The organism is Pantoea sp. EKM103V (genome assembly GCF_011800365.1).
Lineage (GTDB): Bacteria > Pseudomonadota > Gammaproteobacteria > Enterobacterales > Enterobacteriaceae > Pantoea > Pantoea anthophila.
This window is the reverse complement of sequence record NZ_JAALFQ010000005.1, coordinates 106875-125298: the sequence shown is the minus strand read 5'-3', so window position 1 is coordinate 125298 and position 18424 is coordinate 106875. Positions and strand designations below refer to the sequence as shown.

Here is an 18424-nt window from a genome sequence, read left to right as displayed (position 1 = left end):
TGAACCCATGCAGGCAATAATGGAAGAGAAGCAAGCTTTTGAGAACCGGGTGCTTGAGCGCCTGAACGCCGGTCGTTCGGTGAGAAGCTTTCTGATCGCCGCCGTTGAGCTATTGGCGGAAGCCGTCAATCTGCTGGTGCTGCAGGTGTTCCGCAAAGATGACTATGCGGTCAAATATGCGGTAGAACCGCTGCTGCTGGGCGATGGGCCTTTAGGCGAACTCTCGGTTCGACTGAAGCTGATCTACGGCCTGGGCGTCATCAGCCGGCACGAATATGAAGATGCTGAGCTGCTGCTGGCGCTCCGCGAAGAGCTGAATCACGACACCGGGGAGTATCGTTTTACCGACGATGAAATTCTGGGCCCTTTTGGCGAGCTGCACTGCGTGACCGCCTGGCCGCCCGCACCGGTGTTTCACACCGACGATGCAGAACTGCGCAGCATGCAGCAGCAGCGCTATCTGCAGATGGTGCGATCCACCATGGTTCTCTCCCTCACCGAGCTTATCGCCCGCATCAGTATGAAGCAGGCGTTTAAAAAGTCCGGCAGCTAATCCCGTCAGGCGCCCTTGCGGCGCCTTTTTTGCCTTAACCTGTCGGGAACCGGCGCCAGATTTGGTGTATCCTTGGCCTGTTTTCCTCAACGAGTTGTTGTCATGAAAGAGCAAGAAAAGAACGAAATCAAACGTCTCAGCGATCAGCTGGACGCACTGAACCGCAAAGAGCCGCAGTTACTGGAATCGGGTGATGCCGAGAAACTGGGCGCGCTGCTGAAAGAGAAAGAAACGCTGGTCACGGAAATTGAGCGTCTGCGCAATCAGCGGGTTGAAAAGCTGAGTGCTGAAGCGCAGAAGCTGCAAAAGATGGGCTTCAGCCGCGAAATTACCAAAAAAGAGCAGGCAAATCTGGGTGCGCTGAAGAAAAGCGTGCGCGGCCTGGTCGTGGTGCATCCAATGACCGCGCTGGGACGTGAAATGGGTCTGAAAGTGATGACCGGCTTCGCCAGAACCGCATTCTGAGCCCGCGATCAGGCGGCAGCCTGATCGACATCGGCCTGGTGTTCGCCGGCGGCGGCATAAACCTGCTCCGCCAGCGAATCCAGCAGTTCATAGCGACGGCGATACTCTGCCCGCTTCTTACTGGCGATCTCCTCCAGCGTTTTACGCGGCAGGCTCAGCGGCAGTCTGAACATCCCGTCCGGTCGAGCCTCGCCACTCAGCGACAGCCAGAACTCACTGTAGCTGGCAAAGAACTTATCCCCTTTGCTGTGACGATAACGCAGACTGCGGAAGACGTGCGTCTCATCGCCCACCGCCAGAATAGCTTCCACGCCGCACTGCTTCGCCACAATAAATACCGCTTCCATTAACAGGCGTTTCGGAAAGAGCCCCTGCGCCGCTTTGGTCGCCTCGCGGATCACCTCATTATTGATATGTTTCCGCGGGCCCTGTAATCCGCCAATTAATAAGGTGCGCTGGTTATTCTCGTTCAGAATAGAAAAAGAGAGCGAGGCGATCACTTCGTCGTTATAACGCAATACCAGCGTCACTTCACCTTCACGGTCGAAATAACCCGAGCTGCAGGAGAGCAGGAATTTCTCGCCATTTTTACCGATCAGCGTCGCCAGCGGATTATCAGACGCGCTCTGCAGCAGCTGACGCAGCGCCGGATTCGCCAGATTATTCATCAGGGTGTAGTGATCGAGAATGGCCTGTGCGCGGGCCGCGATGCTCATCCCCGAGCGCAGATAGGGCCGGTGCAGCTTGGCTGGCAGCAGTCCCTGGGTGCTCATCAGCAGGGCGCGCTGTGGTAATTGCGACAGCGCATCCAGATAATGCAGCGTAGTCAGCGGCGATATTAATGTTCTTAACACAAATTTCAGCCGGAAGCGTTTACTCAGCCAGAGTTTATCCGGCACATATTTCCCACTGATTAACTGGAAAAAAAGCGAGGCAGTTGAATCGGTCGTGGATTCATGAGTAGTTATAATTGACATAATCAGCGACACACAAAGAGTTAAGCAACGATGTCACTGAAAATAACATGGCCAATATCAACGGCAGGTTAATATCGGACAACATTAAAGCGGATATTTTACGATTTCTGGTTCACTTTGAGACTGCATAAAATAGGGATAAAAAAAACCGGCAAAATAGAATTTACCGGTTTATCTTCATTATGTTTACGTTTGGTTAACTTACTGAGCAGCAGCGAAACGCGCAGCCGCTTCGTCCCAGTTAACGACGTTCCAGAACGCTTTGATGTAATCAGGACGTTTGTTCTGATACTTCAGGTAGTATGCGTGTTCCCACACGTCCAGACCGATAATCGGGAAACCAGACACGCCGGCAACCGCTTCGCCCATCAGTGGGTTATCCTGGTTTGCGGTCGACACCACAGCCAGTTTGTCACCCTGCTTAACCAGCCATGCCCAGCCAGAACCGAAACGGGTGGCTGCCGCTTTCTCAAACTCTTCCTGGAATTTTTCTACGCTGCCGAAATCTTTCTCAATCGCGGCTTTCAGGTCGCCCTGCAGCGTGGTGCCGGTTTTCAGGCCTTTCCAGAACAGGCTGTGGTTAGCGTGACCACCTGCGTTATTGCGCAGAGGGCCTTTTTTGTCTGCTGGCAGCTGATCCAGTTTGGTGATCAGCTCGTCAACCGGCAGATTGGCAAATTCAGTGCCTTCCAGCGCCGCGTTAGCGTTGTTCACATAGGTCTGGTGATGTTTGGTGTGATGGATTTCCATCGTCTGCTTGTCGAAATGCGGTTCCAGTGCGTCGTATGCGTAAGGCAGGGATGGCAGTGAATAACTCATGTTCTTCCTCTCCATTTAGTGGGTGCAGCACGACGGATTCAGGACGTGCCGCGTAAGCAGTCGAATCATTATAGTTAAATTCATGTAGCGTAAAAGGGTAATCAATGCCCTATAAAACTTAAGGAATTGAGAAATCCGGCAATAGCAACCCGTTGTTTTTACAAGATGCTGCGCTTCACCCTGCCTTTTTGACCCTCTCCGTCCGCCGGACCGGGATGCCGGTTCCGCACGCAGAGCAGGCGGTCTGTCCGCCCGCCTGCCGCGTCAGGCCTGACCTGCGGACTACCTGCCCAGCTCGCGCAGTGCGCTGTCGAGTGCGCCGACCAGCCAGTCGATGTCACTCTCCTGGAATGCCAATGGCGGACGCAGTTTCAGCACATTCCCATAGGGGCCCGCGACCGAGGTCAGCACGCGATGTTCACGCAGCTTCTCGATTAAATCCAGCGCCAGGGTTTTATCCGGCGTTTTACTGTGTCGATCGGTCACCAGCTCGAAGCCGATAAAGAGTCCGGCACCGCGCACATCCCCTACGCACTCATAACGATCCATCAGGGTTTTCAGCTCAGCCAGCAGCTTCGCGCCGACGACCCGGCTGTGTTCCTGCAGCCCCTCTTCGGTGATCACCTTCAGCACAGCCTGCGCCGCGGCCATGGCGACCGGATTGCCGCCAAAGGTGTTGAAGTAAGGAATTGAGTCGCTGAAGGCGGCCAGCACATCACTTTTTGCCAGCAGCCCGGAAACCGGGATGCCATTGCCCATTGGCTTGCCGGTGGTAATGAGATCGGGCACCACATCGTGGCGGCCAAAGCCCCAGAAGGCGTCGCCGGTGCGACCAAAGCCAGGCTGGACTTCATCGGCAATAAAGATACCGCCGTTGGCGTGCACCACATCGACCGCTTTTTTCAGGAAGCCGCGCGGATTGGGCAGCACACCGTCCGAGGAGAAAATCGAGTCCGCCAGGAAACCGGCAAATTTAATGCCGTGCGCCGCCATGTCATCAATCTGCTGCTGAATCTGGTCAGCGAACCAGTCGCCAAGGTCGGGCGCATCCACCCGGTAGGCATCCGGCGGCATCACCAGCCGTGTGGTGGGGGCCAGCGGCTGTCCGCTGCCCAGCGCCGGCGACGCACCGGAGGTCAGCTCACTGGTGCCGTGATAGGCCTCCTTGCTGACAATAATGCCGGTGCCGCCGCTGAAGGCGCGCGCGACGCGGATTGCCAGATCATTCGCTTCCGAGCCGGTGCACATATACATCGCACGATCGATCGCCGCAGGTGTGGTCGCCAGCAGCGCTTCACTGTAATCGAGGATATTTTCATGCAGGTAACGGGTGTGGGTGTTCAGCATTTTCATCTGCTGCGTCACCGCCTCGATCACCGCCGGATGGCAGTGGCCGATGCTCGCCACGTTGTTATACACATCGAGATATTTATCACCTGCGGCATCCCACAGGTATTGCCCTTCACCCCGCACCAGATGAACCGGTTTGCGATAGAACAGACGATAGGATTCGCCAAGCACTTTGCTGCGTTTATCGGTCAGTTTGCGCGTGTCGCTGTCCAGCGCATCGGCATGTTCGGCACGAAAACTGTTGGTATCCATAATGGTGGAACGCGTGGCCATAATGACTCCCGTGACAAGGATGAAGGAGGAAGATCAGACCCCTCCATCATGCCTGCCTGAAAATAAAATGCAACCAAATACACAAATACAACAAAATACACATGACGCAGGGAGATCGCCGCGTTAAGCTGATGCCTGATTCAGACGGACTCCTGCGCCTCACTGGCGTATTATCCGTGCTCTTCGCGCTTTAAAAGGAAACCGCTATGCTGCAGGAAACGCGCCTTCATCGCATCCGCGCCCTGCTGACCCGACTCAATCAGGTCAGTACCGAGCGCATCATCAGGGAGCTGGGGGTCTCACGCGAAACCGCGCGCCGCGATATCATCGAGCTGGAAGCCCTGGGGCTGGCGCGCCGCGTTCATGGCGGATTGGTGGCGATAGAACCCTCGGCGGAGCCGCCGCTGACGGAACGTCGCAGTACGCAGACCCGGGAGAAGCGCGCGATCGCCCGCGCCGCCGCGCAGTTGCTGCAGCCCGGACAGACGCTGTTCCTTGATGCGGGCAGTACCACCACGCTGCTGGCAGAAGAGCTGCACGCCCTGTCCGGCCTGACGATCGTGACCAACAGCCTGCAGGCCGCGCTGGCGCTGAGCGCCGGAGAGGAAGACCAGCCTCTGAATAATCAGATTATTTTGCTGGGCGGGAATATGTCCGCCGGGGCGCAACAGACGCGCGGTGAGATCACCGTGGGCGAAATCATCCGTTACCGCGCCGATGTGGCGCTGCTGTCGCCGGTTGGCATTGAGGCCGATTGTGGTGCCAGCAGTTTTCATCCGCATGAAGCGGCCATCGCCCGGGCAATGGTTCAGCAATCCGCCGCCTGCTATCTGCTGGCCGATCACACCAAGCTGGGCGTGGTGAGCCGGACAATCTACGCGCCGCCGCAGGCGATCAGCCTGCTGATTACCGACAGCGGCGGGGATAACAGTGCCGAACTGGATGCGTTGCAGCAGGCGCTGCCCCGGTTGATCGTGGTCTAGCGAAGCGGCAACGGCAGGTAATTTAACGCAGCCGCTGCGGGTGGCTGTAGATCGTGGCCCGGCCCGGCTTGCTGAAGCCGACCAGCGTCAGATTGCAGCGCTCAGCCACCTCAACCGCCAGACGGGTCGCGGCAGAGACGGCGAACAGGATCTCGACGCCGCACATGGCGGACTTCTGCACCATCTCATAGCTGGCGCGGCTGGAGACCAGCAGCGCCCCCGGCCCCCACGCGGCCTGGCTGCGATAGCCCAGCAGCTTATCGAGTGCCACATGGCGACCCACATCTTCACAGCCGCCGGCCAGCTGACCATCGGGCTGGATCCACGCCGCCGCATGGGTGCAGCCGGTTTTCTGTCCGACAGGCTGAAACTCTTTCAGCTGTCCCAGCGCCCGATCGAGCTGATCCAGCGCAAAGGTCTGGGTAAAGGGTAACGGCGACAGCGGCTTGCCGATCTGATCCAGCTGTTCAACGCCACATACGCCACAGCCGGTCCGGCCCGCCAGCGCACGACGCTGCGCTTTCAGCGCCATAAAGCGGCGGCTGGAAAGCTCAATCTGAACTTCAATACCGTGACAACCCGGCACGATGTCCATGCCGAAAATATCGCCCGGCGCGTCGATAATGCCCTCTGACAGCGAAAAACCCAGCGCGAACGCCTCCAGGTCTTTGGGCGTGGTCATCATCACCACGTGAGAGATGCCGTTATAGACCAGCGCCACCGGCACCTCATCCGCCAGCCAGTCAGGCTGAGCCGTCATCAGATCGGCACGCTGCCAGACCTGCGTTGTGCTGACGCCGGCCTGAGTTGTTAAATCTTCGCCTGAGTCAGGCTGGATAGCTTTCAAAAAATAGGACCTGTTGTTAATAAATAATTGCCAGTGCGGCTGCACGGCGAAGGGCTGACATCGTCTGATTTTGCCTGCAGGCCCGGCACAGCGCAAATAAACAGCGGGGCAATTCATGCGGTTTCAGGTGTGCCAGGCGCGCAGCCACGGCTGCGGGTGTGCAAAATGAGAAGGGAACGGCTCCGGCATTAACATCCGGGAGCAAATCACCCCCGCCATCCGCGGCTGACGCTGAAAATGGACTTGCAATGCCGCTCCGCCGCTGCAGGTTTTTAACAAAATTTAGAAAAAGAATTACTAATCGCTAACCTGTTGACCCTGGTCAACTTACAGGCAATCAGGGCTGTTATTTTGCAGGGCTTCGCAATGGAGCCGGAAAAGAAGAACGATAACATGCAAATTAACAGACGGAGTTTTTTTAAGATCTGTGCGGGCGGACTGGCGGGAACCAGCGCGGCGTTGCTCGGTTTTGCCCCCACCACAGCCTTAGCCAGTGTCCGGGAGTTCAAGCTCATTCGCGCCAGAGAGACACGGAATAACTGCACCTACTGTTCCGTCGGCTGCGGCATGCTGATCTACAGCCTGGGGGATGGCGCTAAAAATGCCAGCGCCTCGATTTACCATATTGAAGGTGACCCGGATCATCCGGTCAGTCGCGGATCGCTCTGCCCCAAAGGCGCGGGCGTGATCGACTTTATTCACAGCGACCAGCGGCTGAAGTACCCGGAATACCGTGCACCGGGTTCCGACACATGGCAGCGCATCAGCTGGGAGGAGGCGTTTGATCGTATTGCCCGCCTGATGAAGCAGGATCGCGATGCCCACTTCCAGACCACCAACGCCGCAGGGGTCACGGTAAACCGCTGGCCAACCACCTCCATGTTCTGCTCCTCCGCCACCAGTAATGAGACCGGCCTGCTCGACCAGAAGTTTGCCCGTTCGCTGGGCATTCTGGCGCTGGAGAACCAGGCGCGTCTCTGTCACGGCCCGACCGTGGCGGCGCTGGCCCCCAGCTTTGGTCGCGGAGCCATGACCAACAACTGGAACGACATCAAAAATGCCAATGTGGTGATGATCATGGGCGGCAACCCGGCCGAAGCGCATCCGGTCGGCTTTAAATGGGTCATTGAAGCGAAAACCCGGAACAAGGCGCAGGTCATCGTGGTCGATCCGCGCTTTAACCGCTCTGCCGCCGTTGCCGATTTTTACGCGCCCGTGCGGGCGGGCAGCGATGTCGTGTTCCTGATGGGGGTGATTAACTATCTGCTGCAGCACAACCTGATCCAGCAGGAGTATGTTCGCGCCTTCACCAACGCGGCCCTGATCGTCAGTGACGGCTTCAGCTTCAGCGACGGTCTGTTCAGCGGCTACGATGCCGACACCCGCCAGTACGATCGCCAGAGCTGGCACTATGAGCTGGATGAAAACGGCCATGCACGACGGGATGAGAGCTTCACTCATCCACGCTGCGTGCTGAACCTGCTGAAAACCCATGCCAGCCGCTATACGCCGGAGATGGTGACGCGCCTGTGCGGCACATCGCAGGACGCCTTTATCGCGGTGTGCGAACAGCTCGCGTCGACCTGCGTGCCGAATCGCACCGCCACCATCCTCTATGCGCTGGGCTGGACGCACCACACTAACGGCTCGCAGATTATCCGCACGGCGGCAATGATCCAGCTGCTGCTGGGCAATATCGGTATGCCGGGTGGCGGCATCAATGCGCTGCGTGGTCACTCCAATGTACAGGGGTTTACCGATCTCGGCCTGCTGTCACAGAGTCTGCCGGGCTATCTGCCGCTGCCCTCCGAGAAGATGACCACACTGGCCAGCTGGCTGGAGAAGGCCACGCCGGTTGCGCCTCTGCCGGGGCAGGTCAACTACTGGCAGAACACCGACAAATTTTTTGTCAGCCTGATGAAGAGTTTTTACGGCGATAAGGCCACGGCGGAAAACCAGTGGGGCTACGACTGGCTGCCGAAATGGGACAAAAGTTACGACTGCATGGCGCAGGCGGAGATGATGGAGCAGGGCGCGCTGAATGGCTGTCTGATTCAGGGCTTTAACCTGCTGGCCGCCTTCCCGGACAAAAATAAGGCGGTGCGGGCCCTCTCCCGGCTGAAGTTTATGGTGGTGATCGATCCGCTCAGCACGGAAACCGCCAGCTTCTGGCAACATCACGATGCGTTCAACGACGTCGACCCGGCGCAAATCCAGACCGAAGTGTTCCGTCTGCCCTCCTCCTGCTTCGCGGAAGAGTCGGGATCGGTCGCAAACTCGTCACGCTGGCTGCAGTGGCACTGGGCTGCCGCCGAGCCGCCCGGAGAAGCACTGCACGACGGAAAAATTCTCGGCAATCTGTTTATGCGGCTGCGTGAACTTTATCGTCTTGAAGGCGGTGCAAACCCTGAGCCGCTGATGGCCATGCGCTGGGACTACCGCGATCCGTTCAATCCTGAGCCGGAAGAGGTGGCGCAGGAGAGCAACGGCCAGGCGCTGGCCGATATTTATGACGCCAGCGGCAGGCTGCTGCTGAAAAAAGGTCAGCAGCTCAACAGCTTTTCGGAGCTGCGTAACGATGGCACCACCGCCAGCGCCTGCTGGATCTACAGCGGCAGCTGGACGCCGGACGGTAATCAGATGGCGCGGCGCGACAATGCCGATCCCTCCGGGCTGGGCGCGGTCTCCGGCTGGGCCTGGTCGTGGCCGGCCAACCGCCGCATTCTCTACAACCGCGCCTCTGCGGATGCGCAGGGTAAAGCCTGGGATCCGCAGCGCCGTCTGATTGAGTGGGACGGCGCACGCTGGCACGGCATCGATGTGCCGGACTATCCGGTCACGCTGCCACCTCAGCAGCAGGCCGGGCCGTTTATCATGCAGCCCGATGGCATGGGTCACCTGTTTGCGCTGGATAAAATGACGGATGGTCCGTTCCCGGAACACTATGAGCCGATGGAGAGTCCCCTCGCCGACAACCCCCTGCATCCGCAGCAGCGTCACAGCCCGGTCGTTCGTCTCTTCAGCAGTGACGTCGCACAGCTGGGCGAGGTCGCTGACTATCCCTGCGTCGCCACCACCTACTCCATCACTGAGCTGTTCCGCCACTGGACCAAGCATGCCCTGCTGAACGCCATTGCGCAGCCGGAGCAGTTTGTCGAAATCGGCACCGAACTGGCGGAGGAGAAAGGCATTCAGGCCGGTGACAGCGTCAGAGTCTCGTCACGCCGGGGTTATATCGAGGCCAAAGCGGTGGTCACCCGCCGTCTCCCGCGCCTGATGATTGACGGCAGGCCGGTGGATACCGTGGGTATTCCCTGTCACTGGGGCTTTGAGGGCACCACGCGTAAGGGCTTCCTCGCCAATACGCTGACGCCTTCCGTTGGCGACGCCAACTCGCAGACCCCGGAGTACAAGGGATTTTTAGTGAAAGTCGAAAAAGCGTAACGGTGGATGACCATGGCTTATCAATCACAAGATATTATCCGTCGCTCTGCGACCAGTGGCTTTACCCCGCCGCCGCAGGCGCGCGATCACCAGCGCGAAGTGGCGAAGCTTATTGACGTCACCACCTGTATTGGCTGCAAAGGCTGCCAGGTTGCCTGCTCCGAATGGAACGACATCCGCGATGAGGTCGGTCACAACATCGGGGTCTATGACAATCCCACCGATCTGAGCGCCAAATCCTGGACGGTGATGCGCTTTTCAGAAGTGGAAGAGAACGGCAGGCTCGCCTGGCTGATCCGCAAAGATGGCTGCATGCACTGCGCCGATCCCGGCTGCCTGAAAGCCTGTCCGTCAGCAGGCGCCATCATCCAGTACGCTAACGGCATCGTCGATTTTCAGTCTGAGCAGTGCATTGGCTGCGGCTACTGCATCGCGGGCTGTCCCTTCAACGTGCCCCGCATCAATAAAGAGGATAACCGCGCCTATAAATGCACCCTGTGCGTGGACCGCGTCAGCGTCGGCCAGGAACCCGCCTGTGTGAAGACCTGTCCGACCGGCGCCATTCATTTCGGCAGCAAAAGCGACATGCTGACGCTGGCGGAGGAGCGCGTAGCAGAGCTGAAGTCGCGCGGGTTTGCACAGGCGGGTCTCTACAACCCGGAAGGCGTGGGCGGCACCCACGTGATGTATGTGCTGCATCATGCTGACAAGCCCCAGCGCTATCACGGCCTGCCAGCGAATCCGGGCATCAGCCCGACCGTGACCTTCTGGAAGGGGGTCTGGAAACCGCTGGCGGCGGTGGTTTTTGCCGCCACGTTCGCCGCATCCATTTTCCACTATGTCGGCGTCGGTCCGAATCGCGTCACCGACGCGCACGACAGTGACGACGATCAGCAAAGGGAGGATAAATAATGAACAAGTCCGATCGTCTGGTGCGCTACCGCGCACCGGAACGCATTAATCACTGGATCGTCGCAATCTGCTTTGTCATCACGGCCTTAAGCGGTCTGGGGTTTTTCTTTCCCTCCTTCAACTGGCTGATGCAGATATTCGGCACGCCACAACTGGCGCGTATTCTGCATCCTTTCACCGGTGTGGTGATGTTTGCCGCTTTTATGCTGATGTTTTTGCGCTACTGGAAAGAGAACCTGATCAATCGTGATGACCTCTGCTGGGCCAGAAATATTCACCGGATTGCACGCAATGAAGAGGTGGGTGATACCGGTAAATATAACTTTGGTCAGAAGTGTGTGTTCTGGGCTGCTATCATCAGCTTAGTCCTGCTGCTTGCCAGCGGCATTGTGATCTGGCGACCTTACTTTGCTGATGCCTTCGCCATTCCGCTGATTCGTCTGGCACTGGTGGTGCATTCGGTGTCAGCAGTGGTACTGATCATCGTCATCATGGTGCATGTTTATGCTGCACTGTGGGTCAAAGGCACACTGACCGCGATGGTTGAGGGCTGGGTCAGCGCCGACTGGGCCAGACATCACCATCCCCGCTGGTTTCGTGAGCAGCGTAAACTGCCAGAAAAACAGGATAAACGCCCCTGATGAGTATTCGCATAATCCCGCAAGATCAGCTGGAGAAAGGCGAAAAGAACACGGCGGAGAGGATTCCGCCGTTACTTTTTCCACGGCTGAAAAATTTATACAGCCGTCGTGCTGCGCGACTGCGCGACCTGGCGGCGAAAAATCCACTCGGCGACTATCTGCGCTTTGCGGCAACGATCGCCGAAGCGCAGGAGATTGTGCTGTATGACCACCCGCTGCATATCGATCTGCATGCCCGACTGACGCAGAGCGCCAGCGAGGGTAAGCCGCCGCTGAACATCCACACCCTGCCGCGCGATCCGCACTGGCAGCGGCTGCTGCACTCGCTGATTGCCGAACTGAAGCCGGAGATGAGCGGTCAGGCGCTGGCGGTGCTGGAGAATCTGGAAAAAGCCTCCGCCACCGAGCTGGAGACGCTGGCCAGTGCGCTGTTTACCGGCGATTATGCGCAGGTCAGCAGCGACAGAGCGCCCTTTATCTGGGCGGCGCTCTCGCTCTACTGGGCGCAGATGGCGGCCCTGATCCCGGGCAAAGCGCGGGCGGAGATGGGCGATCAGCGGCAGTTCTGTCCGGTGTGCGCCAGTATGCCGGTCGCCAGCGTGGTCCATATGGGCAGTGATGAAGGCGCGCGTTACCTGCACTGTAATCTGTGCGAAAGTGAATGGCATGTGGTACGCAGTAAGTGTACCCAGTGCGAGCAGTCCCGCGATCTGCACTACTGGTCGCTCAACAGCGAGCTGGCGGCGGTGAAGGCAGAGAGCTGCGGCGACTGTGGCACCTACCTGAAGATGCTCTATCAGGAGAAAGATCCGGCCATCGAACCGGTGGCCGACGATCTGGCATCGCTGATACTGGATGCCCGGATGGAGCAGGAAGGTTTTGCTCGCAGCAGTCTCAACCCCTTTATGTTTCCTGGCGAATAGGCGATGAATCCGGAGAACCCGATGAAACTGATTGGCAGCTATACCAGCCCGTTTGTGCGTAAGATTTCGATTATCATGCTGGAAAAAGGCATTACGTTTGAATTCGTCAACGCCTCGCCCTACAGCGATGACAGCCACGTACCGCACTACAATCCGCTGGGCAAAGTCCCGGCGCTGGTCGCTGACGATAAGCAAATCTGGTTCGACTCCAGCATCATCGCGGAATTTCTGGAACTGCGCGGGGCAGACCCTGCCCTGCTGCCTGCTGATCCGCTTGCGTCGCTTAACATCCGTCAGCTGGAGAAGCTGGCGGATGGCATCTGCGATGCCGCGCTGGTGATCGTGCGCGAGCAGCTGCGGCCGGGGGATTTGCAGTCAGAGGAGGTACTGGTGCGCAATCGGGAAAAGATTCAGCGCAGCCTCGACATGCTGGAAGCGAAAGCCGCAGAGGGAAAATGGCTCAACAACGGTCAGCTCAATCTGGCGGATATCGCCACTGGCTGTATGATTGGCTATCTCAATTTCCGCCGCGTGGTGCCTAACTGGTGTGTTGAGCGTCCGGCACTGGTGAAGCTGGCGGAAACGCTGTTTCAGCGTGAGAGCTTTGCAATGACGACGCCGCCTGCGGCGTGATGGGTGTGCTGTAGCCAGACCTATTAAGAGTGGCAATGGTGTCTGGCACAGTAGAACATTTTATCTGCTGGTCAGCAGCAGAGCTGATCAGAGGAGGCGATAGAGCGCTCGGGAACATGATAACCGTACTTACTAACAGGTTCTTTCAACTCGGTCACCGATACCGGGCTTTGGATTTTCATCTCATGCCTGTCCAGTAAATTCCTGCGGACAATCTCGTTGAAAATACGCTCAGGAATATTATCAGCATCAGAAGTTTTATCATCATGAACAATAAGGTGGCTTGCGTTTTCATACCCTGGTGCCCACATATTATTATTAGGTAAGTTTTTATAAACGGCGATGAGTGGTTTTTTCCACGCAGCCGAGATATGTACAATTGAAGTATCAGGAGTTATAACTATATCCGATTCTTTAATCAATGCCATTACATGATGCAATGTGCAAAAGGGATTTTTTACAACACCACTAGGAAGCGGCACTAATAATTCGTTACGATGATCCAGAATAATTAACTTTATTTCTTTACCTTTATTAACCAGATGAATAAGATCCAGCAATTGCTGTTGTGAGAAGTTTCTTTCTGGGGTGCCTGCATAGGCATTAATAATAATCTTTTTCTTTTTTTTCCAGGGGTTAAGAAAATCTTTTACCTCATTAAGCACGCTATCAGGAAAATATAAACTATAATCGACACTGCCTGTAGCTTTAACGCCAATCATTATGCAGAACAAAGACAATAATTCTGTAACATGCTGTTTTTCATTTTTAAAAGATACTGAAACGGTGTAATGGCCCATATCAGGTTTTTTATTTAACCCAATAACGAACCTCGCATTGATATCATTAAACAGTTTCATCCGATGCACCGGTGTTTCGGATAAACAAGGATCAATAATTAGATCATATTCATTTCTATTTAGCATCTTTATCGTTGCCCTTGAAACGTTATGGTTCAAAGACTTCAGGTAATGGTTATAACTGCAATTTCTCGCCTTATAAACATATCTGATAAGCGGCAGACCGAATCCATTGCCACAACTGACCATCAAAGGACGATGGCCAGAACAGTGGGGATTTATCAAAGGACAGCCTGTAAATATCATCGCCGAACAGGGCCAGCTGATTATCCGCACCACACACTTCACGGAGGAAGAAGCATGAACATTACTTTTATTCAGGAACCCGTCCCGCAGCTAACCACCACGGGCGGCCAGCTGGCCGCGCTCGGATTTACTACCGACGCACCGATCCGGCTGATGCTGCGGTATAACACGCTGTCGGTGACAACCGTGACCGGTGAAGCAGAGTGGAAAGCACTCTGTGAAGCCAGCCAGCAGTGGCATGATGTGGGGGCAGACTGGGTGCGTGAGAGTGGCGAAGTGATTCTCGGCGGCGACTGGATGACCGGTTTTGGTATCATTGAAGCGGGACAACTGGAGATTACCGCTGCGCCCGGTGTGTTTCGGTTGTAGCGGCGGTAAGCGAGAGGCTTCAGGGCTTAAATGTAAAAATCCCGGCGCAATGACCGGGATCTTTTACTTAATCATCATATTTAAAATCAATATTTATCTTGAGCGTTTCAATATCTACAGTGACTTCACAACCGTGCCAGAACGGTTTTTCCTGATATTTGAAGTTAGCAACAAAATAATTTCTTAGCTCAACAAGAAGATCCAAGAGGTTTTCGCTTGCATTGCCAGTCTCAGTCACCCAGTGCTGATCACCGAATTTATCAACATAGTCATAAGTAAATTCCCCACAATCACTTTCCGGTTCTAACTTTGCATACAGAATAATTTTCACTGCATTTTCAGGTGTGATTGATAGTAATACTGATCCAATATCATTATATATTTCTTGGTCAGCTCGCATTATTTACCTCCTGGGGCGTTGTTAAATACTTTTTCAATTGGGCGACCACCGTCTACCGAATACAACTTTAAATTTATCTGGCCTGACACTATCACCCACATATGATGGCTGAATATTGACCTTCACTTCCTTGCCTTCACTCAGCGCTCTTGCCCAGGTATTTTCCATCTGTTTCCAGGCACCTTTATTCAGATTACAATCCATTGGCAGAAGGTTCAGCTTTTCGCCCGGCCCGCAGATTGACGTCCTGGTCGGCAACCACCGCCGATCCGGTCACCGTCAGATCACGCCTGACTATTGGCTTTACAACCGGGCTAAAGATAGAAGTGATCACCGGGCCGGGACAGCATGAGATTATTGCTGCACCCGATGTGCTCCGGTTATGGCGGCTTATGCGAGAAGATTCGGGGCTTAAAAGCAAAAATCACGGCCAGACTGCCCAGGATTCACAGTAAGTTAAGATATTTTTAATTCTTCCGTTGCTTCAGTTATTACTTGTAAAAAAGTACTCAAGCTGAACTTCATTCTATCCTGCTCAGCTAATAACCTAGCATCCGGAAAAAACTCAATTTCAACATTATCGGGTCCCTTATCTTTATTTAATTGGCAAAGTATTTGATCCTTGTAAGAGATCTCTGCTGTAATTTCTTCATATTTAGAATCACTGAAGAAGGTTATTTCAAAGCTATTGTCCATATTTTTATCTCGGCATTTTAGGAACTAAGAAACCAGAAAATGAACCATCATATTTATAGCGTATTCCTCTCCCATCAGGAAGCCTATACTCTACACCTCCTCTGGAAAGATCTGTTTTTACAGTATTTGTATTATTCAAAACTTCGTTTACAAACTTATTCACAGCTTCGCTTTTTTGAGCTGGATTACCTTTTAATGGTTCAAAAACACCGCAGGCTTGCCAGCATGTATCTCCTATGCTCTCGCCGCTGCGGATAAACCCTGTTCGTTAATTGGCTCATTGGCTGAAGAAATAAGGTCATCTTTTTTGAAACGATCAAAATTATTGTTTTGGTTACTTTTATTACTCCGCGCATTCTCCTCATCCTGAGGTCCCCAGCCGCCTGGCGTTCCTGAGCCTGAACCACCCAGCTCTGCTTTCTCCGCATCTGTCAGATCCTTCGCCACATTCGGATCGCGGGTCTTTGCAGCTTCGTCACGTGCTTCAACGATTGAAGGGCCATCCGTAATCGGCGGCGTATCCGCCTCAGTTCCTGACTCTTTCACAGCCTTATCCAGTTCCGATGCGATATTGTTGTTAGCGTCCTGAACAACTTTGTCGCCCGGACTCATTGGTAATCCAGGAACAGGCACAACTACTGGTCTTGGCAGTAAAAGATTATTGTTTTCCAGCGACGATTTTCCCGCCTGCGCGCCCGCCACCGCATCCGCCGTACTGTCACCAACCACGCCGCCTGCCAGCCCCGCCGCTAATGTCCCCAGCGCGCTGATCGTCTGCCGCTGCTCTTCGCTCAGGTCTTCACGCTTAACGCCCGGATACAGCTGCTGCGCGATGTACTCGCCCATCGCCGCGCCCGATGCGCCTGCCAGCGCCGAGTTGCCGGATGCATACGAGGTTACCGCACCCTGTACCGCGTACGCCATCAGGTTCGCTTCGGTATTGACGTTACCATTCGCGTCCGTCGTCAGCTCATGTATCTTTTCGGCCAGGTAAGGTGCCGACGCGCCGCTTATCGCCTGCGCCACGTCCCCGCCCGACAGCCCCTGCACCGCTGCCGTCACCGCGCTGATGGCACGCTGCACCTTACCACCGGTTCCGAATCCGCTGTCAACGAACGCCTGATTATAAAAGTTGCTGTAAACATCGCTTCCAAACAACTCAATTTCAAGGTCATCTGTTCCTTTTCTTGGTTGATCTCAGTAACTCTTTCTCGATCTAATTGAACTTCAAGAGGCAGTTCTTCGTTTTCGTTGGACTGAAAAAACAGTTCTAATTTTTCTGGGCCCTTTCCTAACCGGTGAATCTAATAAATCATTGAACGAACCATCAGGATTAAATCCATTGCCACGCCGCAGAAACGGTCACGAAGGAAGCCCCTGAAAGGAACAGTGGAGTGGCTATCGCTTTAATGTAACCAGCGGATTATAAATTAAAAACCCAGTGATTTTTTTGGCTGGAATTCCATATTTAATTGTTAGATAATTTGTCTATTTTTTTTATATCTGTGATATTCATGTTATCAAAAATAGTTTTGTCCAGCTGGTTTAAAAAAGAACTAATACTCCGGAGAGAGGGTAGTACAGTTTTCACCTCACTACTATTTAAAGAAGCTATAGATGATATTAATTGCCCATCATAGTCTTCTCCAGCCAGTGGATCTTGCCTTAAAATAACTTCAGCTATTGGCAGAATTTCCTCCAAAAATAGTTCCTGCCTTATTGCTCGAGCAACATCACCAACTTCTAATTCATCAAGAGAAACATCCAGAACACCGCTAAACCATTCATCTAAGGAAGAAAGATTGTTTGGCACATAATTACTATTTTTAATCAATAATAATTCTCTAAACGTAGTCATATCCCATATCCCTTTATTGCTGATTCGAGTTTTTTAATAGCATCAGTTGCTCTTTCATAAGCAGCCTGTGCTTCAGGATTGTTTACATTTTTCAATGTGTTTGCATGATTTCTCAACCGGTTAAGAGTATCTTGCATTTCCTTCATATGATTCCAATATTTTCCACCGCTGTCAGGTTTTATTATTGGATTACCATCCATATCTTTTAATGCTCCAGTGATATCATGATCTTTAACCGAATTCTTGATCAGGTTATCAATTTTTTTGATTGAGCTTTCCTGCTTCTGATTTAGTTTCTGTACAGGTTTATGACTCTGTTGTTCAGGATCATTTTCTGGCGGTGGTGGTGTTCCCGATCCGGCTCCACCCAGTTCAGCCTTCTCTGCATCCGTCAGATTTGCGCCAACATTTGGCGCTGAGTCACTACCAGAACCATACTTATCCTGCAACGAACTCAGATATTTACCGGTTATCTCATCATTACCCATCATTTCCAGAGTAACAAGATGCCCCAGTTCATCAGAAGTCATCTTGTCGGCAACATCCTTAATAGCCGCTCCGGCAAGGCCCGCTATTCCGACTTTTGCACCTATCTCCAGTAGCTGCTCTGCAACCTTGCTACGACAAGGTGCAGCGATAGCACAGCCTTCCGCAACTACATTCAGATAGTTATTCTCAACCGCGTTCTTACCCGCCTGCGCACCCGCCATCGCGCCGGCTGTGCTGTCTCCAGTCACACCGCCTGCCAGACCCGCTGCCAGCGTCCCAAGGGCGCTGATTTGCTGTTTCTCCGTCTCGCTCAGGTCGCTGACCGTTTTACCCGGATACAGCTGGTTCATCACCAGCTTCGCCATCAGCTCACCACTGACGCCGCCCGCTGCACCCGCCAGCGCTGAGTTGCCGGATGCGTAAGAGGTTACCGCACCCAGTACCGCGTGCGCCATCGCCTGCGCTTCAGGGTTGCCTTCCGTCAGCCTGTGTATCTCCGTCGCCAGGTATGGCGCGGCCGCGCCGCTCACCGCCTGCGCCACGTTTCCACCCGACAGCCCCTGCACCGCCGCCGTCACCGCGCTGATGCCCTGCTGAAGCACTCGAACCCGTCCCGAACGGCTTCATCGCCGTGTCGTAAGCCTGCTTCGCTATTTCATCTGACGTCGGGTTCAGCTTCCCTTTTC

General features: G+C 54.5%; 20 protein-coding genes and 1 pseudogene. 10 read left to right on the top strand and 11 right to left on the bottom strand.

Annotated features, from left to right (window positions below):
* The first annotated feature begins 7 nt into the window (after positions 1 to 7).
* Positions 8 to 553 (top strand): mannitol operon repressor MtlR, encoded by a 546-nt coding sequence (gene mtlR / locus HFD97_RS12870; protein ID WP_181161962.1) that lies wholly within the window; start codon positions 8 to 10, stop codon positions 551 to 553.
* A 102-nt stretch (positions 554 to 655) separates the two neighbouring features.
* Positions 656 to 1018, top strand: a complete 363-nt coding sequence (locus HFD97_RS12865; protein ID WP_058957163.1) for a YibL family ribosome-associated protein — start codon at positions 656 to 658, stop codon at positions 1016 to 1018.
* Between the two features lie 8 nt (positions 1019 to 1026).
* On the opposite strand, the gene HFD97_RS12860 is transcribed toward HFD97_RS12865, so the two are convergent.
* From HFD97_RS12860 to HFD97_RS12850, 3 genes are all read right to left on the bottom strand, one after another.
* Complete coding sequence (locus HFD97_RS12860) at positions 1027 to 1995, bottom strand: VirK/YbjX family protein (RefSeq protein WP_167432039.1); 969 nt, start codon at positions 1993 to 1995, stop codon at positions 1027 to 1029.
* A 201-nt stretch (positions 1996 to 2196) separates the two neighbouring features.
* Complete coding sequence (sodA, locus tag HFD97_RS12855; RefSeq protein ID WP_009088335.1) at positions 2197 to 2814, bottom strand: superoxide dismutase [Mn]; 618 nt, start codon at positions 2812 to 2814, stop codon at positions 2197 to 2199.
* A gap of 282 nt (positions 2815 to 3096) precedes the next feature.
* The gene (locus tag HFD97_RS12850) at positions 3097 to 4437 is read right to left on the bottom strand and encodes an aspartate aminotransferase family protein (protein WP_009088333.1); all 1341 of its coding nucleotides are present in this window, start codon (positions 4435 to 4437) and stop codon (positions 3097 to 3099) included.
* Between the two features lie 206 nt (positions 4438 to 4643).
* Here HFD97_RS12850 and HFD97_RS12845 point away from each other — a divergent pair, with 206 nt between their 5' ends.
* Entirely contained in the window at positions 4644 to 5420 is a 777-nt protein-coding gene (locus HFD97_RS12845; RefSeq protein ID WP_167432040.1) for a DeoR/GlpR family DNA-binding transcription regulator, read from the top strand.
* Between the two features lie 22 nt (positions 5421 to 5442).
* On the opposite strand, the gene fdhD is transcribed toward HFD97_RS12845, so the two are convergent.
* Complete coding sequence (gene fdhD, locus HFD97_RS12840) at positions 5443 to 6267, bottom strand: formate dehydrogenase accessory sulfurtransferase FdhD (protein ID WP_167432041.1); 825 nt, start codon at positions 6265 to 6267, stop codon at positions 5443 to 5445.
* A 393-nt stretch (positions 6268 to 6660) separates the two neighbouring features.
* Between fdhD and fdnG the strand changes: the two genes are divergently transcribed.
* The 5 genes from fdnG to HFD97_RS12815 are packed head-to-tail and all read left to right on the top strand — an operon-like array spanning position 6661 to position 12820.
* Positions 6661 to 9711, top strand: a complete 3051-nt coding sequence (fdnG, locus tag HFD97_RS12835) for a formate dehydrogenase-N subunit alpha (protein WP_167432042.1) — start codon at positions 6661 to 6663, stop codon at positions 9709 to 9711.
* A 12-nt stretch (positions 9712 to 9723) separates the two neighbouring features.
* Complete coding sequence (fdxH, locus tag HFD97_RS12830) at positions 9724 to 10623, top strand: formate dehydrogenase subunit beta (RefSeq protein ID WP_167432043.1); 900 nt, start codon at positions 9724 to 9726, stop codon at positions 10621 to 10623.
* On the top strand, positions 10623 to 11264 hold the full coding sequence (gene fdoI, locus HFD97_RS12825) for a formate dehydrogenase cytochrome b556 subunit (RefSeq protein ID WP_009088324.1): 642 nt from the start codon (positions 10623 to 10625) through the stop codon (positions 11262 to 11264). The genes fdxH and fdoI overlap by 1 nt, the downstream gene beginning before the upstream one ends.
* The gene (gene fdhE, locus HFD97_RS12820; protein WP_058957166.1) at positions 11264 to 12187 is read left to right on the top strand and encodes a formate dehydrogenase accessory protein FdhE; all 924 of its coding nucleotides are present in this window, start codon (positions 11264 to 11266) and stop codon (positions 12185 to 12187) included. The genes fdoI and fdhE overlap by 1 nt, the downstream gene beginning before the upstream one ends.
* A 21-nt stretch (positions 12188 to 12208) precedes the next feature.
* Positions 12209 to 12820 carry a glutathione S-transferase gene (locus HFD97_RS12815; protein ID WP_167432044.1) on the top strand — a complete coding sequence of 204 codons (612 nt, stop codon included), beginning with the start codon at positions 12209 to 12211 and terminating at the stop codon, positions 12818 to 12820.
* 71 nt (positions 12821 to 12891) lie between these two features.
* Here the strand turns inward: HFD97_RS12815 and HFD97_RS12810 are convergent, their stop codons facing one another.
* The gene (locus tag HFD97_RS12810) at positions 12892 to 13746 is read right to left on the bottom strand and encodes a glycosyltransferase family 9 protein (protein ID WP_167432045.1); all 855 of its coding nucleotides are present in this window, start codon (positions 13744 to 13746) and stop codon (positions 12892 to 12894) included.
* 82 nt (positions 13747 to 13828) lie between these two features.
* On the opposite strand from HFD97_RS12810, the gene HFD97_RS12805 reads away from it, so the two are divergent.
* The gene (locus HFD97_RS12805) at positions 13829 to 13984 is read left to right on the top strand and encodes a SymE family type I addiction module toxin (protein WP_167432074.1); all 156 of its coding nucleotides are present in this window, start codon (positions 13829 to 13831) and stop codon (positions 13982 to 13984) included.
* Entirely contained in the window at positions 13981 to 14295 is a 315-nt protein-coding gene (locus HFD97_RS12800) for a hypothetical protein (protein ID WP_167432046.1), read from the top strand. Before HFD97_RS12805 ends, HFD97_RS12800 begins: the two co-directional genes overlap by 4 nt.
* Before the next feature lie 67 nt (positions 14296 to 14362).
* Here HFD97_RS12800 and HFD97_RS12795 read toward each other — a convergent pair whose 3' ends face one another.
* From HFD97_RS12795 to HFD97_RS12770, 6 genes and pseudogenes are all read right to left on the bottom strand, one after another.
* Positions 14363 to 14695 (bottom strand): immunity protein YezG family protein, encoded by a 333-nt coding sequence (locus HFD97_RS12795; RefSeq protein ID WP_167432047.1) that lies wholly within the window; start codon positions 14693 to 14695, stop codon positions 14363 to 14365.
* 33 nt (positions 14696 to 14728) lie between these two features.
* Positions 14729 to 14899 (bottom strand): DNA/RNA non-specific endonuclease, encoded by a 171-nt coding sequence (locus HFD97_RS12790; protein ID WP_244319805.1) that lies wholly within the window; start codon positions 14897 to 14899, stop codon positions 14729 to 14731.
* A gap of 252 nt (positions 14900 to 15151) precedes the next feature.
* Positions 15152 to 15391, bottom strand: coding sequence for a hypothetical protein (locus tag HFD97_RS12785; protein ID WP_167432048.1), 240 nt, complete (start codon positions 15389 to 15391; stop codon positions 15152 to 15154).
* Between the two features lie 654 nt (positions 15392 to 16045).
* A pseudogene (locus HFD97_RS22385) lies at positions 16046 to 16534 on the bottom strand (VENN motif pre-toxin domain-containing protein); the annotation flags it as partial.
* 325 nt (positions 16535 to 16859) lie between these two features.
* Entirely contained in the window at positions 16860 to 17249 is a 390-nt protein-coding gene (locus tag HFD97_RS12775) for a contact-dependent growth inhibition system immunity protein (protein ID WP_167432049.1), read from the bottom strand.
* Complete coding sequence (locus HFD97_RS12770) at positions 17246 to 18340, bottom strand: VENN motif pre-toxin domain-containing protein (protein WP_280117062.1); 1095 nt, start codon at positions 18338 to 18340, stop codon at positions 17246 to 17248. Before HFD97_RS12770 ends, HFD97_RS12775 begins: the two co-directional genes overlap by 4 nt.
* Positions 18341 to 18424: the final 84 nt, after the last annotated feature.